We start from the raw sequence: 16,182 nt of genomic DNA, 5'->3' as shown, positions 1-16,182 counted from the left end.
AGGGCACCGCAATGGAACGAGACGATCTGATCGAACACGCGAAGGCCGCGCGCGAACGCGCGTATGCGCCGTATTCGCGCTTCAAGGTCGGCGCGGCGCTGGAAGCGCGCGACGGCACGGTCTTTCACGGCTGCAACGTCGAGAACGCGTCGTACGGGCTGTGCAATTGCGCGGAGCGCACGGCGATCTTTGCCGCGATCGCGGCGGGGTATCGTCCGGGCGACTTCACGCGGCTGGCCGTCGTGGCCGACACGGACGGCCCCGTCGCGCCGTGCGGCGCGTGCCGGCAGGTGATCTCCGAAATCGGCACGCCCGATATCGAAGTGATCCTCAGCAACCTGAAAGGCGATGTCGAGGTGACGAGCGCGCAGGTGTTGCTGCCGGGCGCGTTTCGACTGTAACGGGCACACGCGGCGGCGGCGCGCTGTTGCGCCGCCACACCCGTGCGCCGTATCAGGCGTCGTCGCCCGCGTCGCGGATCGGGATCACCGCGCGGCCGCCGCAATGGCGCAGCAGGTCGCGCAATTCGTTGATGACCGGAAACACCTCGTGGTTCCAGTCGGCGCCTTGCGCGTCGTGCGCCTCCTGCTCGAGCTCGACGATCCAGCGGTCCTCCTTGAAGATGCGTTCGGTGAACCACACGAGCAGCGGCCACGCGAGGTCCAGCGCGAACGGGATGCCGGGCTTGCGGATCGACAGCAGGCCGAACGTGCGGTTGGTGCGCTGCGCCGCGTCGAGCGGCACGTAGACGATCCACAGGTCCATCACCAGCGTGCCTTCGCTCGAGAGGATCCGCAGCGTCTGGTATGGATAGCCGGTGCGGACCGTCATCACGCTCTTGTCGGTCTGGTCGCCGGCTTTCTTGCTGGCGCCGAACACGAGCGCCTCGCCGACGGGCTGCTTGCCTTCCATCCGCGCGAATGTGTAGTCGACCTCGACCCAGTCGTCGCCGCGACGGCGGCCCACGGAACGCGCGCGCATCTGCCCCATCTGCCGCCGATGCAGGAACTGGTGGTTCATGTCCATCAGGTTCTCGTGCATGAACGAGTAGTGGCACTTGACCTCGCGGCCGAAGCGGCGCGTCTTGTACGCGTTGTCCGCGACCGACGGCAGCTCGGGCAGCGACCGCTCGCCGGCCAGCGCGGCATCGCCGGGAAACACGAAGATCAGGCCGTGCGCCTCGCGGCACGGATACGCGCGCACGCCGTTCGGCAGGCGCTCGCGGCCGAGGTAGGGCACGTCGATGCAGCGCCCGGTGCAGTCGTAGGTCCAGCCGTGATAGCAGCAGCGGATCGATTCGCCGGTCACGACGCCCGCGTGCAGCGGCACCTGCCGGTGCGCGCAGCGGTCCTCGAGCGCGAACACCGCGCCGGACCCGGTGCGCACCAGCACGATCGGATCGCCGGAGAAGCGCACGCCGAGCGTGCCGCCGCGCTTGACCTCGCGCGACCAGGCGAGCGGATACCAGTGATCGGGGTGAATCGGCACGCGCCGCAGGTCACGCGTCTGCGTGCTGGCGGGCGGTTCGACAGGATTACTGTCCAGCAAAGGCGCAATACGCATGCTTGACTTCTCCATCCGGGGCGGGAGCGGCGACCGTCGCCGAACGCGAGCGGCCACCGTGATCCAGTCTACGCGAAGTTGGCAGGGGGAAGCCGGCCTTGCGCGGCAGGGCTAGGGTTGTTCTCTACGAATCCGCGCCTGCAGGAGGGCGATGCGGCGGTTGCGTGCGATGTGATCCGCCGCAACGCGCAACGATCCGCGTGGCACGGCGACGTGCACGAAGCGGATCGTTGCGCGCGCGTCGATCTCGATGGCGGCTCGACGGGCGCGTCAGAGGTGCGTCTGACGCCACAGCACCGCGTCGGACCGGTAGATCGACGGGAACAGCTGCTTCAGTCCGGCGACCTTCGGCAGGTCGTTGATCGCGATGTACGGCGCGTCCGGATGCAGCTCGAGATAGTTCTGGTGATAGGTCTCGGCCGGGTAGAACCCGTTGAACGGCTCGACGCGCGTGACGATCGGCGCGGGGAACGCGTGCGCGTTGCCGAGCTGCGCGATGTACGCGTTCGCGACCGCGCGCTGCTGCGCGTTGGTCGGGAAGATCGCCGACCGGTACTGCGTGCCGTCGTCGGGGCCCTGGCGGTTGAGCTCGGTCGGATCGTGCACGACCGAGAAGAAGATCTGCAGCAGCCGGCCATAGGTGATCTGCGCCGGGTCGTAGACGATGCTGACCGATTCCGCATGGCCGGTCAGCCCGGTGCCGACGAGCGTGTAGTGCGCGGTCGCCGCCATGCCGCCCGCGTAGCCGGCCGTGACCTGCTTCACGCCCTTCACGTGCTCGAACACGCCCTGCACGCCCCAGAAGCAGCCGCCGGCGAGGACGGCCGTCTCGTTGTGCGATGCCGCGGGCGTTTCGTCGAGCGCGGGCGCCGGCATGGCGGCGACCGGTTCGGCGGAGCGGACGATGCTTTGATAACCGAACGCGGCCGCGGCGGCGACTGCGAGAACGGCGAGGCGATGCCGGACGGCCCCGCGTCGCGGGGGCGAGTGGCGCGATGATGTCGTACTCACGATGTGCTCCTGTGCAAGAAGTCCGCCGGCGCTCAGCCGAACGTAAACGAATACGCGCGCACGCCGGGGTCGGCAAACTCGATCGAGAACGTGCGGTCCGCGATCGGGCCGGCCTGGCGGACGAGCTGATACAGCCGCTGTCCGGTCACGGTGCCGTAGCCGCGCGCGTCCACGTCCGCGCCGTGCGCGTCGCCGGGCGCCGCGCCGTCGAGCGTGACCCGGAAGCGCACCGGCCGGCCGTTCGCGTCGGGCCCGAGCACGAGGTGCAGGTCGCGCGCATGAAAGCGGTAGACGATCCGGCCGGCCGGCGCCGCGAGCGCCGCGTCCTCCGCGCCGACCTTCCACGTGCCGGCGAGGCCCCAGTCGTTCAGGCCGGGCCGGGCCGGCGCGTCGTAGCGATGCGCGGCGTCGCGCACCACGCCGCCGGGCGACGCGAAATCCGCCGCGCGCGCATAGCCGACGTAGGTTTCTGGCGACCGGACGTCCGCGTTGTCGGCGGCGGCCTGCGCGCCTTGCGCGGGTGCGCCGGCAAGCCCGACCGGCACCTTCAGCGCGTCGGGACGACCCGCTTCGGCGAGCAGCGCCTGGATCGCCCGCTCCGATTCCGCATAGTCGCCTTCGCCGAAGTGGTGGCGGCGGATCCGGCCCTGTGCGTCGACGAAGTAGTGCGCCGGCCAGTATTCGTTGCCGAACGCGCGCCAGATCGCATAGTTGTTGTCGATCGCGACCGGATAGCCGATGCCGAGATCGTGGACGGCCTTCCGCACGTTGCCGATGTCGCGCTCGAACGCGAATTCCGGCGCGTGCACGCCGATCACGACGAGCCCGTACGGCGCGTACTTGCGCGCCCACGCATTGATGTACGGCAGCGTGCGCAGGCAGTTGATGCACGAGTAGGTCCAGAAGTCGACGAGCACGACCTTGCCGCGCAGGCCGGCGGTCGTGAGCGGCGGCGAGTTCAGCCACTGCACCGCGCCGTCGAGCGGGGGCAGCGTGCCTTCGACCGGCAGCGCGGCCGGTGCGGCGGCGCGCATCGCCTGCACGGCCGGTTGCGGCGATGCGTCCGCGGCCCGCATCATCGCGCCGTCCGGCTGCGCGGGCGCGCCTGCGGCGGTCATGACGCCGGTGGTCGCCGCGCCGCCCGTCGTGGCCATCGCCGGTTGCGCGGCCGACCCGCGTTCGGTGAGGCGGTCGACGAGCTTCGTTTCGAGGCCGGCCGTGGTGACCGTCGACAGCTGCGCAAGCGCGCCCGTATCGAGGCCGAGCGCGATCGCGCCGACCCCGGCCAGCAGCGCGGCGCCGATCCCGCGCTTGATCCATTCGCCCGCGCCGAGCGAGCGCTTCATCGCCGCGAACACCTTGCCGCCGATCACGAGCGCGACGCCGAGCGACGTCGCGGCGCCGGCCGCGTACGCGACGAGCAGCAGCGTCGTGCCGACGTTCGCGCCGTGCAGCGCGGCGCCGGTCAGCACGAGCCCGAGGATCGGCCCGGCGCACGGGGCCCACAGCAGGCCGGTCGCGATGCCGAGCAGGAGCGACGAGCCGGGGCCGGCCGGGCGGCCGTCGCGCTGCGCGAGGCCGGTGAGCCGGTTGCCGGCGGCGACCAGCGGGCGGGTCAGGTGTTCCGCGAGCCGCGGCATCAGCAGCGTCAGCCCGAACACCGCGAGCAGCGCGAGGGCGGCCCAGCGGCCGGCCTGGTTGGCCTGCGCGGCCCAGCCGCCGCCGACGGCGGCCAGCGTCGCGACGACGGCGAACGTGAGCGCCATGCCGGCGAGGAGCGGCAGGCCGCTGCGCGTGAACGGCTGGTCGGCGCGCGCGAACACAAACGGCAGCACGGGCAGGATGCACGGGCTCAGGATCGTGAGCACGCCGCCGAGATAGGCGAGGACGATGAGCAGCATGGGGCAGTCTCCGGGAGGTTTCGGGGCGGGATCAGGTCGAGGCCGGGTGGAACGCGAGCGCGAGGCCGTTCATGCAGTAGCGCAGCCCGGTCGGCTTCGGCCCGTCGTCGAACACGTGGCCGAGATGGCCGCCGCAGCGGCGGCACAGCACTTCGGTGCGGATCATCCCGAACGACAGGTCGGTCTTCGTGATGACCGCGTGATCGAGCGGCGCCCAGAAGCTCGGCCAGCCCGTATGGCTGTCGAACTTGGTCGTCGACGAGAACAGCGGGAGCTGGCAGCCCGCGCACGCGAACGTGCCGCGCCGGTGCTCGTCGTTCAGCGGGCTGCTGTACGGCCGCTCGGTGCCGGCTTCGCGCAGGATCTCGTACTGGGCGGGCGTCAGCAGCCGATGCCATTCGGCGTCGCTGCGGGTGACTTCGAAGCCGCCGGCGGCCGGGGCCGCGACGGCGCTGCGCAATAGCGCGCGGCGGCCCGCGGAGGTCAGCGCGGCGAGCGCCGCGAGACCGGTGGCGCCGGCGAACAGAAAGCGTCTGCGGGTGTGCATGATGGGCTCCTGGGTGCGGGTCCTGGAAACATGCGCACATCGTAGAAACGGGCCGGTGTCGAAGTCCTCACGGAAAGTTAAAAGATTTGTGATTGTTGCCGGTGTGTTCAGGGACTGGCCGACCGTTCGTGCCGGTGCTCCGGAACTGCCAACGATTCACTCCACGAGGCGCCGGATGCTCGCGGCGACCGTGCAGGATCGAACACGTCGCGCATCGTCCGGGGCCTTCAACCATCTTGATTCATGTCAATATGCGGTCGCCTGGAAGGTCGAAGTTGAAAACAAGGTGCTTTGATTCACTGCGTTGATCAACGCGTGCGGCGAGGGAAACGTCTCGGAAAGCCCCACGTTGAACATCGATACAGCATGCGAATGCCGGGGAACGGGACATGGGTTCAACCCGCACGCATCGATCAATCGGTGATACTGAAATGAGCGACGACACCCTGGCCACCCCTGTCGAGACCAGACCCGTTCTGGATTACCCGTGCGGCGACGCAGAGGTGCCAGGAGCGGCGCGCGAGGTTGCGCCAGGGGTGTTGTGGATGCGTATGCCAATGCCGCTCAGCCTGATGAATCACGTCAATCTGTGGGCCGTGCGGGACGGCAACGGGTGGGCGGCCTTCGACACCGGACTGCAGACCGGCGATACCGCAGATGCATGGCGGGGGCTCTTCGCAGGCGGTGGTGCGCTAGCGCAGGGTGGATTGACACGGCTCTTCGTCACACACGCGCATCCGGATCATAGTGGCTTGGCAGGGTGGTTGACGCGAAAGTTCCGCTGCCGGCTCTGGATGACACGGACGGAATACCTGATGTGCCGCGTCGTGGCGGCCGATGTCGGTCGCGATACGCCCGACGATGTCGTGAGCTTCTATCGAAGGGTAGGCTGGGACGAAGATGCGATCGACGTCTACCGCACTTGCTTCGGCGGATTTGGCAAGTATGTGTACGCTCCACCGGACAGTTATCAGCGCGTGCGTGACGGCGAGGAACTGCGCATTGGCGATCACATGTGGCGCGTCGTCGTTGGCACCGGGCACTCGCCGGAGCATGCCTGCTTCCATTGTTCTGAATTAAAGCTGCTGATCTCGGGCGATCAGGTGCTGCCGCGTATTTCGCCCAACGTTTCCGTCATCCCGACCGAACCCGATGCCAACCCGACGGGCGACTGGCTGGATTCACTCGACAAGATGCGGCTGGAGATACCCGATGATGTCCTGGTTTTGCCGGGTCACGAAGAGCCGTTTCGCGGGCTCCACCGTCGGCTCGGCTATCTGAAGCGTAGCCAGCACCTTGCATTGGATCGCCTGCGGGAGGCGTTGCGGGAACCCAGGCGGGCAGTTGACGTATTTGCGCAGTTGTTCTCGCGTCCCATAGGATCCGATCCCGATCTACTGGAGGTGGCCACCGGTGAGAGCATTGCGCATCTGAATTATCTGCTGCATCGGAGCGAAGCCGAGATGAAACTCGATAACGGCGGCATCGCCTGGTACCGCATGAAATGAGGCAGCGCGGAGCCCAGTGGGTGACGATCGCCAGACTTGCAATTGTCCTTCGAATCAATTGCCAAGCATGCGCCGCGAAGCGGTATTGCCACCCCGGGATCCCTCGACTGGCTCGAATTGCGGTGACGATGATCCTTGTCGGGATCGTCGCTAGCACTACTGCGATTCGAGCCACGTGGCGACTGCTTTGGCGTCGTCGGAATCCAGTGTGTGAGCGACGGCCGTCATGACGGGGGCATTGGCGCGCGTCCCGTTCTTGAAGAACTCGATCTGCCGAAGCAAGTAGTTTTGGTGTTGTCCTGCAAGCCGCGGAAATATGCCGGCACCCTGGCCTTGCGGGCCGTGGCACGACGCGCATGCGGGGGTTCCCCGGTCCGGGGCGCCATGCTCGAAAATATCCTTCCCTCTCGCCATCAGCGCGGCGTCACCGGCCTTGCCATGCACCGGTTCCTGATGCGAGTAATAGTCGGCAAGCGATGCGATCGTCACGTCGTCGAGCCGCGACGCGATACCCCACATATACGCGCGTGCATGCGTCTCGCCCCGCGTGTGCTCGCGGAAGCCCCTGAGCTGCATGGTGAGATATTCCGGCGTCTGAGCGCTCAAGCGCGGGAACATGGGTGATTCGCTGTGTCCGCGAGCACCGTGGCAAGTGGCACAGAGCTGCTGGGCGAGACGCTCCCCGTCCTCAGCGCGAGCAAGCGACGGGAAGCTGCCGATCGCGATGACGATCGGTAGCAGTGACAACGGCAAGAGAAGCATCGTCTTCATCTTTCTTTGCTGCCAGTCGAACTGCGGTGCAACCACACGATAGGCATCGGTCACTTGCTTTGACATCGACGTCTTCCATGTCCGGCTAATGCCTGCATCGCGATAATGAATACAGTGTGAGAGTGCTGGAAGGCGGTGGCCTTGATTCAAGTCAAATGCGAAAATTTTCCAACGTCCTCGTTTTCAGCGTGCGTACCCTGTCATTTTCGGGATGCGCTCAGCTGAGGCCGCGCGGAGGTCTCGCAATGACGCTCGGTGCGCAGGGAAGGTGCAGCAAACCGATGACGGTGCGCAGCACGTCGGCACGTCGACCTCCATCAACGCGGCGCTTCCGCCTCGGCAGGGAACGAATGCTCCATCACTCACATTCCCGCACGGCTGACCGTGAGCGCCGCATGGGAATTCCGCCAGCGCTCGCCAAGGGCCGCTTCGCCACCTCCGCTTTTTCGTGTTTATTTGGTGTTCGAACCGGGATGAGGGACATCTCATTTCGGAAGCCGTAACGAAGGGCCTTGCTGGTATTGGCTCGCGGCAAGCGCGCCATCCAAAGTTAAATTAAATGTGATCACTTGCCGCCGCAAAATTTTGCACAATGGCGGCAGGGCGGCATCCGCCGCCATCCGACCCCGACCGAGACCCCGACGCGCCGCGTGCGGCGCCGCTCCGATATGGACTACCCGAAGGACCACCCGAAACGCATCCTGATCGTCGAGGACGACGCCGACATCGCCGACGTGCTGAGCCTGCACCTGCGCGACGAGCGCTACGAGGTCGTGCACAGCGCGGACGGCGCCGAGGGCCTGCGGCTGCTCGAGCAGGGCAACTGGGACGCGCTGATCCTCGACCTGATGCTGCCGGGCGTCGACGGCCTCGAGATCTGCCGGCGCGCACGCGGGATGCAGCGCTACACGCCGATCATCATCACGAGCGCGCGCTCGAGCGAGGTGCACCGGATCCTCGGCCTCGAGCTCGGCGCCGACGACTATCTCGCGAAGCCGTTCTCGGTGCTCGAACTGGTCGCGCGGGTCAAGGCGCTGCTGCGCCGCGTCGACGCGCTCGCGCGGGATTCGCGCGTCGACGCGGGCACGCTCGACGTCGCGGGGCTGTCGGTCGACCCGATCGCGCGCGAGGCGAGCGTCGACGGCGTGCGCATCGACCTGACCCCGCGCGAGTTCGACCTGCTGTATTTCTTCGCGCGGCATCCCGGCAAGGTGTTCTCGCGGATGGACCTGCTGAACGCGGTGTGGGGCTACCAGCACGAAGGCTACGAGCACACGGTCAACACCCACATCAACCGGCTGCGCGCGAAGATCGAGGCGGATCCGGCCGAGCCCGCGCGGATCCTCACCGTGTGGGGACGCGGCTACAAGCTGGCCGCGCCGGGCCAGCGGGACGCGTCATGAAGCTGACGCTCACCCAGCGGCTGTCGCTCGTGTTCTCGGTGCTGCTGCTCGCGTGCTCGGGCGCGTCGGCGTGGCTGCAGATCCGCGCGAACGACATGCGCGAGATGGAAGTCGTGCAGGGCCTGTCGCGCGATCTCGCCGCGCACATCGCGAACATCACGCCGCTGACGGACGCGAACGGGCTGCGCCCGGACGCCGTGCGCACGCTGTTCGGCCAGCTGATGGGCGTGAACCCGAGCGTCGAGGTGTACCTGCTCGACGACGCGGGGCGGATCAAGGGCGACGATGCGCCGCCCGGGCACGTGAAGCGCGACCGCGTCGATCTCGCGCCGGTGCAGCGCTTCCTCGCGGGCGAGCCGCTGCCGATCCTCGGCGACGATCCGCGCAGCCCGAGCGCGCGCAAGATCTTCAGCGTCGCGCCGCTGCGCCGCGCGGGGCAGGCGCCGGCGGGCTACATCTACGTGGTGCTGCTCGGCGAGGCGCACGACAGGCTCGCGGCGCGGTTCGACGCCGGCAACGTGCTGCGCACGACGCTGTGGTCGATGGCGCTCGTCGCGCTGCTCGGGCTGCTGGCGGGCCTGACCGCGTTCAGCTTCATCACGCGCCCGCTGCGCCGGCTGACCGACGCGATGCGCCGCTTCGACGCGGACGGCGAGCCCGACACGCAGCCGGCCGTGCCGCGCTCGCCGCCCGGGCGGCGCGGCGACGACATCGCGCTGCTCGAATCGACGTACGCGCAGATGGCCGACCGGATCGGCGAGCAATGGCGCGCGCTGACGCGGCAGGACCAGCAGCGGCGCGAGCTGATCACGAACATCTCGCACGACCTGCGCACGCCGCTCACGTCGCTGCACGGCTACCTGGAGACGCTGTCGCTGAAGACCGACTCGCTCGGCGACGCCGAGCGCCGGCGCTACCTGTCGATCGCGCTCGCGCAGAGCGCGAAGGTCGGCCGGCTCGCGCAGGCGCTGTTCGAGCTCGCGCGGCTCGAATCGGGCGGCGTGCAGCCCGAGCGCGAGCCGTTCTCGCTCGTCGATCTCGTGCAGGACGTGTTCCAGAAGTTCGAGCTGGCCGCGAAGGCGCGCGACGTCGCGCTGCATGCGCGGATCCCGCCGCGCGTGCCGAACGTGTCGGCGGATCTCGGGATGATCGAGCGCGTGCTGACCAACCTGCTCGACAACGCGCTGCGGCACACGCCGGAGCATGGCGAGGTCGAGATCGCGCTCGAGCCGCGCGACGACACGGTCGTGGTGACGGTCGCGGACACCGGCCCGGGCATTCCGCCGGAGCGGCGCGACGGGCTGTTCCGGCGGCCGCAGCGACCGACGGGCGCGGGCGGCGCGGCGCAGGGCGGCGGGCTCGGGCTGTTGATCGTCCACCGGATGCTGCTGCTGCACGGCAGCGCGATCCGGCTGGTCGACCGGGCCGGGCGGGGGGCGGTGTTCGAGTTCGCGTTGCCGGCGGCGAGCGGCGCGGGCGATGCCGGGAGCCGTTCGGGGGCCGCGCGCTGAGCATTGAAATATCCGGCTCAGCGTTAAGGATGACGTTCATCCCGGATGATGGGCGTGCTTGAAATTACATTCCTGACAAAGCTGTCAGTTATATTTCAATCGAGTGATTCGCTAAATTCGGTGCGTAGCGAAAAACTCATTTTGATGATCCGAAAGTCAGGAGGGAGCGCGATTTCGTGGACTGCCACGATTCACGCGCATGCCGAAAGCGCCGTCGACGTATCGCCGATCCGTACGACGGTCTCCTGTCCCATCTCGACGTAGACATCACGCCGGTCGACCGTGGCCGACGTTGCGTTGGTTCGAGGATCAGTGCGAACCGCTGCATACCCATACGGCAATCCATGAACGAACGCGCGAACTTTCCTGCCTGGCTCAGGCACGCATACGAACGATGTGAAGATACGGTCCCGGGCGCGATGCAAAGCGAGACGGTGCCGATCGAGGACGCGGTGTCGCGCGTCGCGGCGACCGACGTGATCGCTCCCGAGGACGTGCCGTCCATTCCACTCTCCGCATGCGAAGGCTATGCGCTGCGTGCGTCCGACACCGCTCGCGCCTCTCGTCGCGAGCCGGTCGAGCTCGACGTCGAATCCAATTGGCGCATGCTGGCGTCGCGCGTGAGCAGTCCGGCGGATCGAGCGATCGGCGCGCAGCGAGCGGTCGAAATGCCGGCCTACTTTCCGTTGCCGGAAAACGCCGACGCGGTTGTGCCGAAATCCGAGCGTTCGATGACGTTTCCGGGCCTGCGGTTGCAGGCTCCGTTGCCGCCCGGCCATCACGTGATTGCGCCGGGCAGCGAATACCGGAAGGGGGACGTGTTGCTGCCGAAGGGGGAGCGGATCACCGCCGGGCGGCAGGCCGCGCTGATCGCCGCGGGCGTGCGCGAAATCGCCGTCTCGAAGCGGCCGCGCATCGGCGTCGTGATCGTCGGCTACGATCAGGTGCCGCCCGGAGACGCCCGCAAGCCGTGGCAACGGCCGGACACGAGCGGGCCGTATATCCGCGCGACGCTGCGCCGATGGGGGTATGACGTGCCGCCCGTCGAATATCTCGATCCGCCTGACATGACGCGGTCCCTGGTTGACAGGCGGCAGGACGAATACGCATTCAAGGTGAAGCTGGTCGAGCTCGCGCAGCGCTACGACCTGATCGTCGGCGCGGGAGTGCCGGCGGAGTCGTCTCTGCAGATCCAGGGCCTGAATGCGGAACAGATGTACTCGAACGGCCAACAGCGCGTCCAGCTCAAGCAAACGCCGGCCGGCCGCTTCAATTTCGGGCGGAGCGACAATCGCTCGCCGCCGAAGCGGTGGACGGTTGCGCTGACGAGACCTGACGGCACGCAGCGTGGAACCCTGGCGCTGACGTCCTACGACCAGGCGACGCTCATCAATCTGCCGGGCCATGTCAGCGCGGTGGCGGTGTTGATGCATACGATCGTGTCGCGCGTGCTCGATTTGCTCGAGCACGTCGCGACGCCGGGACCGGTTTGGGAAACCGGGGCGCTCGCGCACGATGTCGAACGCAATGCCGAGTGCAACGCCATGCAATGGGGCAACCTGTGCCGCGGCGCCCACGGCGAGTCGCGGATCCGGCTGCTGCCGTTCCAGGGCGATGGGCCGATCCGCGGGGTCGCGCATGCCGATGTGGTCGTCGCGATTCCCGCAGGGGAAAGCCCGCTGCCGGCCGGCGCATCGATACTTTTCCTGCGGCTCGACCGCATCGGCCCCGAGGCGGCGCCGATTGCAGCAATGCCGGTCGCGGCGGACGCCGCGACACGGCCGTTGCAACCGGCCGCGGCCCGGACATCCGTTTCCGACGTCGCGAGCGCGGATCTGCGCGAAACGTGGAAATGGCTCGAGGACTGGTTCGCCACCGATTCGGCGCGCCTGCCGGGCGGACTCAACGGGCCGGCTTCCGACGTCGATCTCGCGGCGTTGCAGGCGACGCTCGGCGCAACGCTGCCGGAGGAATTCGTCGCCAGCCTCCGGATTCACGATGGTCAGGCGGAACCGGGCGCCGCGTTTGCCGAAAGCGACGCGCTGCTGAGCGCGCGGGAGATCGTCGCGCAATGGTCGATCTGGAAAGGTCTCGTCGCCGGAGGCGATTTCGACGAATTCACCTCCGAGCCGGACCCCGGCATCAAGGACGACTGGTACAACCTCAAGTGGATTCCGTTCACGCATGACGGCAGCGGCAATCACTTGTGCATCGATCTCGATCCCGCGGAAGGCGGCGTGGCGGGGCAGGTGATCCGCGTCTGGCACGACGACGCGCAGCGCGAGCGCGTTGCAACGAGTTTTCCGGCGTGGCTTGCGCGCGTCGCCGCCGAGCGCATCACACGCTGATGCCTCGACGATCGGCCACTATCCCCGCTTGCGCCGCACGTCGCTCGGCGTCGTGCCGGTCCAGCGCTTGAACGCGTGGCGGAAACCCACCGCATCGCTGAAGCCGAGCGTTGCCGCGATGTCCTCGGTGCTGAGCGTGGTCGTGCTCAGGTAGTCGATCGCCAGCGCCTTGCGCACGCTCGTCAGCAGTTCGCTGTACGACGTGCCTTCCGCCTCGAGCTTGCGGCGCAGCGTGCGCGCGGTGATGCACAGCGTCTGCGCGATCGCGTCGATGTCCGGGAACTGCCCCGGCGTGCGCGTGAGTTCCTGGTAGACGCGGCGCGTGATGCCCGACTGGGTGCGCAGTTCGTCGAGCAGCCGCGCGCAGTGCGACGACACCTGCGCGGCGGTGATCGGGTTCGCGAGCTGCGGCGCGCGCGTCAGCCACGCGGCCGGATAGCTGAGCACGTTGCGCGGCTGGTCGAACGCGAGCGGGCATTCGAGCGCGTCGGACAGCATGGCCGCGTGCGGCGGCTCCGGCTGCGTGAACTGTGCACGCGCCGGCACGCACCACGCGCCCATCACGTCCTTGATGATCGTCACGTGCAGCGCGAACTGCATGTCGATCAGGAAGCGGTACAGCGGCTCGTCGAGACAGGGCAGCGGCATGGTTTCCCGATCGGGAAACAGCCACGACACCGTGTCGTCCTGCACGACCCAGCGGATCTCGAGCATGCGGTTCGCGAGCTGGTGGTATTTGACGGCCGAATCGAACGCGTGGCCCATCGATTCCGAGCACAGCATCGCGTAGCCGTACATCCCGTAGCTCGACACGTGCAGCCGATGCCCGACCCGCACGCCGAGATCCGGGTTGCCGTATCCGCGGATCGCGTTGCTCGCGGCCGTCAGGAACTGCTGCGACGACGTCAGCGTGAACGGATCGGCGATCGCGGCGGGATCGAGATCGGTCCCCGCCAGCACCGCAGCGGCGTCGAGCCCCAGGTCCGACGCAACCTGCAGCAGGACGGCGAGCTTGGACGGCGAGAAGCACTTCTCGCGCAGCATGGCGGGCAGCGCGGCGTCGGGCGACCGATCGCCGGGGGGGCGTGTCTGAGCCGGTTTCAACAGCGCATCGCGCAGCATGAGTGAGTCCTGAGTCCGATTCGATACCGATTCCGGGTACGCGATTCTGCCCCCGAATGCGCCGGGTCGCCACAGGGTTCACCCTGAGTGCGGCCGTCGCCGGCGGGATGGATTGCCCGCCGCGCGCGGCGGATGAAAAACTTGATTGAGGTGTTCAGGTTCTCTTGTATGCCAGCTTGAACTCATTGTCACTGGCTGGACATCGGATGTATTTAGACGTTGATTGCGGCAGTCTGTTCAGGGCGAGCTGCACAAGGTGAAGTTTCGATCGGGATAACCGCACATTTGTTGCGAATAAATCGTTCAGTTTGTGCGCGGCCCTCTAGTCAGCGGAAGGCAATTCTTGCGAATATAAGCAGCCACGTAGACGGCCGGCTGTTGCTTTTGGCACAACCGGAACTTCCCACTGCTACCACGAGGATGTCGGCAAGATAAATGCATAAATACCTTACAATTCCATTATTTCTCGCGCTCCTGTTTGCTGTTGGCGGCGTTGCCGAGAAATATTACGTCGTTGCAAGCCTGGGCTGGGCGATCGGAATGGCTATCTTGTTTTTTATCCCCAAGACGGGTGAGAACATGGGGTGGTTCAGTTCAAAAAAGATCGCAAATTCCTATTTTTTGACTGGGTTGCTGATGGTTGCCGCAGGGGCGCTTGGTGCAGGGTTTGCAATATCGCAGCTGAAGCTTCAGGCGGATCAGCTTGCAATAGCGAAGTTCGCGGTGCTGGCATCATCCGCACTTCCAGGTGGTGCTTTGTGCGCGGACGCGATTCTTGGATTGGATATCGAAGCAAGTCAAAAGAGGATCTCCCTTGGATTTTCCCTGATTTTTGGTGGAGTGTTTGCGCTGGCAGTTGCGGTATGTATTGTTTTTCTCAAAAAGGGTGGAGATTTTCCAGATTTAAAATATTTTAATTTCTATCTGCATACGATTGGTGCGAGCTTACTATCCTGCTTGGGGCCGATTCTTGGAGCCTACGCCATACAAAGGATGGAGGAGGCTCGTCATACGAGCACGTTTCGTAGTGCGGACATGCTTGCGCTCAGCGGCGTATTGGGTATCGGGGCCTCAATCATGGCTCTTTTTATAACCAAATCCGCGATGCCGATGCTGGATTTGGGGGGCGCCGCCGAGACCTTCGTCGATGAGATTCTCCCTGCGTACGGCGCAACGGTTTCCGCATGCCTGCTTGCGAAGGCACTCGAAATCAATCGTTTGGCATTTGACGAAGAAGAATGGCTGCGTCGAATCGGAGTTGCGCTCACGAACAACGGAGGATACGAGATCAGCACGAACGGGAGAAATCAGAAAATTCTCAAAATCTCAGCCAATTCGGCATTCAATCTCAAGGTCGACGTCGAGGTGTCGCTTAGCGGGCCCGTGCGTAAACGGCTTGCCGAAGGTGGTGGGTTGATTCGCTTCGCAATATTCGAACTTGCCATGAAATATCTGAAAAACAAATTTCATAAATCACCGGAGGCTACGCACTTTTCGATAAAGGAGGATATCCTCACTGCGCTCGAAGGTTATGGATCCTGACGCGAAATTCTCGAGGCGAGCAACCGACGATTCGCTTGAACGCATGGCTGAACGCACTATCGGAGTCGTAGCCAAGCGACTGTGCGACCGCGGATACCGATGCGGTCGAACGTCGCAGCGTGCGCATCGCGAGTTGCATGCGCCAACGCAACACGTATTCGAGCGGGCCGAAGCCCATTCGTTGCTTGAAGCGAGCCGCGAACGTGGAGCGTGACACATTGCAGTGCGCTGCGAGATCGTCGACGGTCCAGCGCCTTGCCGGCTCCGCGTGGATCGCGGTGAGCGCGGTTGCGATGCGCGGGTCCGTGAAGGCGGCGAGCCAGCCGGTGTCGTCGTGCGCCCGCGTGCCCGCGTGGATTCGCAGGATCTGCACGAGCATCATATGCGCGAGGTGGCGCACCATCAGCGGTGCGCCAAGCGACGTCGAGCCGAACTCGTGCGCGAGCCGCTGCAGAGCCCAGCGCAGCACCGTCGCCGGTTCCGAGCGACCGCTCACGATTACCACGGCGGGGAGGTCGCCGAGCAGCAGTCGCGCGTCGTCCTCGAACGTGAAGCGGCCGCCGACCAGAAAGCAATTCGTCGGCTCGCCATAGTGAGCGATGCCGTCCCGTGTCTCACGGTAGACATCGGCTGCCGCGACGGGGGGCACGGCGAGATCGCTCGCCAGCACGAATCTGCGCGGTGCGGCGAGCAGGAAGCAGTCGCCCGCCTCCAGCCGCGCCGGCGGGCCGGCGCCGTCGACTGCGAGCCAGCAGCTGCCGTCGACTACCGCGTTGAATTTGATGCCGTCGGGAGGGGGGATGTCGATCGCCCAGTCACCGCCCGCTCGCAGGCCGGTGAAGTATGAGCTGCGCGTTTCCAGCGACGACAACACTTCAGATAGCGGATCCATGGTGCATTTTGGACGATCTCGACGATTTTCAGGATTTTATGGCATTCCCGGTCCAGCTCTGCT

General features: G+C 66.3%; 13 protein-coding genes. 6 read left to right on the top strand and 7 right to left on the bottom strand.

What is annotated here, in order from left to right; all coding sequences use genetic code 11:
• Positions 1 to 11: 11 nt before the first annotated feature.
• Positions 12 to 401, top strand: coding sequence for a cytidine deaminase (locus ACFIMZ_RS37485; protein WP_431825725.1), 390 nt, complete (start codon positions 12 to 14; stop codon positions 399 to 401).
• A gap of 52 nt (positions 402 to 453) precedes the next feature.
• Here the strand turns inward: ACFIMZ_RS37485 and ACFIMZ_RS37480 are convergent, their stop codons facing one another.
• From ACFIMZ_RS37480 to msrB, 4 genes are all read right to left on the bottom strand, one after another.
• Positions 454 to 1,563, bottom strand: a complete 1,110-nt coding sequence (locus ACFIMZ_RS37480; RefSeq protein WP_431825724.1) for a Rieske 2Fe-2S domain-containing protein — start codon at positions 1,561 to 1,563, stop codon at positions 454 to 456.
• A gap of 270 nt (positions 1,564 to 1,833) precedes the next feature.
• Positions 1,834 to 2,574 carry a peptide-methionine (S)-S-oxide reductase MsrA gene (msrA, locus tag ACFIMZ_RS37475; protein ID WP_431825723.1) on the bottom strand — a complete coding sequence of 247 codons (741 nt, stop codon included), beginning with the start codon at positions 2,572 to 2,574 and terminating at the stop codon, positions 1,834 to 1,836.
• Positions 2,575 to 2,606: 32 nt separating this feature from the next.
• Positions 2,607 to 4,475 (bottom strand): cytochrome c biogenesis protein DipZ, encoded by a 1,869-nt coding sequence (locus ACFIMZ_RS37470; RefSeq protein ID WP_431825722.1) that lies wholly within the window; start codon positions 4,473 to 4,475, stop codon positions 2,607 to 2,609.
• A 31-nt stretch (positions 4,476 to 4,506) separates the two neighbouring features.
• Positions 4,507 to 5,022, bottom strand: coding sequence for a peptide-methionine (R)-S-oxide reductase MsrB (gene msrB / locus ACFIMZ_RS37465; RefSeq protein ID WP_431825721.1), 516 nt, complete (start codon positions 5,020 to 5,022; stop codon positions 4,507 to 4,509).
• Positions 5,023 to 5,453: 431 nt separating this feature from the next.
• Between msrB and ACFIMZ_RS37460 the strand changes: the two genes are divergently transcribed.
• On the top strand, positions 5,454 to 6,530 hold the full coding sequence (locus tag ACFIMZ_RS37460; protein ID WP_431825720.1) for an MBL fold metallo-hydrolase: 1,077 nt from the start codon (positions 5,454 to 5,456) through the stop codon (positions 6,528 to 6,530).
• Positions 6,531 to 6,686: 156 nt separating this feature from the next.
• On the opposite strand, the gene ACFIMZ_RS37455 is transcribed toward ACFIMZ_RS37460, so the two are convergent.
• Entirely contained in the window at positions 6,687 to 7,301 is a 615-nt protein-coding gene (locus tag ACFIMZ_RS37455) for a c-type cytochrome (protein ID WP_431826054.1), read from the bottom strand.
• A gap of 668 nt (positions 7,302 to 7,969) precedes the next feature.
• On the opposite strand from ACFIMZ_RS37455, the gene ACFIMZ_RS37450 reads away from it, so the two are divergent.
• From ACFIMZ_RS37450 to ACFIMZ_RS37440, 3 genes are all read left to right on the top strand, one after another.
• Positions 7,970 to 8,704 carry a response regulator transcription factor gene (locus ACFIMZ_RS37450; RefSeq protein ID WP_431825719.1) on the top strand — a complete coding sequence of 245 codons (735 nt, stop codon included), beginning with the start codon at positions 7,970 to 7,972 and terminating at the stop codon, positions 8,702 to 8,704.
• Positions 8,701 to 10,215, top strand: coding sequence for a HAMP domain-containing sensor histidine kinase (locus ACFIMZ_RS37445; protein ID WP_431825718.1), 1,515 nt, complete (start codon positions 8,701 to 8,703; stop codon positions 10,213 to 10,215). The genes ACFIMZ_RS37450 and ACFIMZ_RS37445 overlap by 4 nt, the downstream gene beginning before the upstream one ends.
• 419 nt (positions 10,216 to 10,634) lie before the next feature.
• Positions 10,635 to 12,563 carry an SMI1/KNR4 family protein gene (locus ACFIMZ_RS37440; RefSeq protein WP_431825717.1) on the top strand — a complete coding sequence of 643 codons (1,929 nt, stop codon included), beginning with the start codon at positions 10,635 to 10,637 and terminating at the stop codon, positions 12,561 to 12,563.
• 18 nt (positions 12,564 to 12,581) lie between these two features.
• Here ACFIMZ_RS37440 and ACFIMZ_RS37435 read toward each other — a convergent pair whose 3' ends face one another.
• Positions 12,582 to 13,685 carry an AraC family transcriptional regulator gene (locus ACFIMZ_RS37435; RefSeq protein ID WP_431825716.1) on the bottom strand — a complete coding sequence of 368 codons (1,104 nt, stop codon included), beginning with the start codon at positions 13,683 to 13,685 and terminating at the stop codon, positions 12,582 to 12,584.
• Positions 13,686 to 14,120: 435 nt separating this feature from the next.
• Here ACFIMZ_RS37435 and ACFIMZ_RS37430 point away from each other — a divergent pair, with 435 nt between their 5' ends.
• Positions 14,121 to 15,227, top strand: coding sequence for a hypothetical protein (locus tag ACFIMZ_RS37430; protein ID WP_431825715.1), 1,107 nt, complete (start codon positions 14,121 to 14,123; stop codon positions 15,225 to 15,227).
• Here ACFIMZ_RS37430 and ACFIMZ_RS37425 read toward each other — a convergent pair.
• Positions 15,199 to 16,119, bottom strand: a complete 921-nt coding sequence (locus ACFIMZ_RS37425) for an AraC family transcriptional regulator (RefSeq protein WP_431825714.1) — start codon at positions 16,117 to 16,119, stop codon at positions 15,199 to 15,201. The genes ACFIMZ_RS37430 and ACFIMZ_RS37425 overlap by 29 nt on opposite strands.
• Positions 16,120 to 16,182: the final 63 nt, after the last annotated feature.

Source organism: Burkholderia sp. F1, assembly GCF_050813845.1.
In the GTDB taxonomy this organism is placed as follows: Bacteria; Pseudomonadota; Gammaproteobacteria; order Burkholderiales; family Burkholderiaceae; genus Burkholderia; species Burkholderia ubonensis.
Note: the sequence above shows the minus strand (reverse complement) of the source record. Positions and strands in the feature narration are given on the sequence as shown.

Excerpts from the sequence above, each read along its gene's own strand:
- ACFIMZ_RS37450 (WP_431825719.1), top strand. The coding sequence starts at position 7,970 with ATGGACTACCCGAAGGACCACCCGAAACGCATCCTGATCGTCGAGGAC.
- ACFIMZ_RS37485 (WP_431825725.1), top strand. The coding sequence starts at position 12 with ATGGAACGAGACGATCTGATCGAACACGCGAAGGCCGCGCGCGAACGC.
- ACFIMZ_RS37470 (WP_431825722.1), bottom strand. The coding sequence starts at position 4,475 with ATGCTGCTCATCGTCCTCGCCTATCTCGGCGGCGTGCTCACGATCCTG.
- msrB (WP_431825721.1), bottom strand. The coding sequence starts at position 5,022 with ATGCACACCCGCAGACGCTTTCTGTTCGCCGGCGCCACCGGTCTCGCG.
- ACFIMZ_RS37460 (WP_431825720.1), top strand. The coding sequence starts at position 5,454 with ATGAGCGACGACACCCTGGCCACCCCTGTCGAGACCAGACCCGTTCTG.
- ACFIMZ_RS37425 (WP_431825714.1), bottom strand. The coding sequence starts at position 16,119 with ATGGATCCGCTATCTGAAGTGTTGTCGTCGCTGGAAACGCGCAGCTCA.
- ACFIMZ_RS37435 (WP_431825716.1), bottom strand. The coding sequence starts at position 13,685 with ATGCTGCGCGATGCGCTGTTGAAACCGGCTCAGACACGCCCCCCCGGC.
- ACFIMZ_RS37440 (WP_431825717.1), top strand. The coding sequence starts at position 10,635 with ATGCAAAGCGAGACGGTGCCGATCGAGGACGCGGTGTCGCGCGTCGCG.
- ACFIMZ_RS37480 (WP_431825724.1), bottom strand. The coding sequence starts at position 1,563 with ATGCGTATTGCGCCTTTGCTGGACAGTAATCCTGTCGAACCGCCCGCC.
- ACFIMZ_RS37430 (WP_431825715.1), top strand. The coding sequence starts at position 14,121 with ATGCATAAATACCTTACAATTCCATTATTTCTCGCGCTCCTGTTTGCT.
- ACFIMZ_RS37445 (WP_431825718.1), top strand. The coding sequence starts at position 8,701 with ATGAAGCTGACGCTCACCCAGCGGCTGTCGCTCGTGTTCTCGGTGCTG.
- ACFIMZ_RS37455 (WP_431826054.1), bottom strand. The coding sequence starts at position 7,301 with ATGAAGACGATGCTTCTCTTGCCGTTGTCACTGCTACCGATCGTCATC.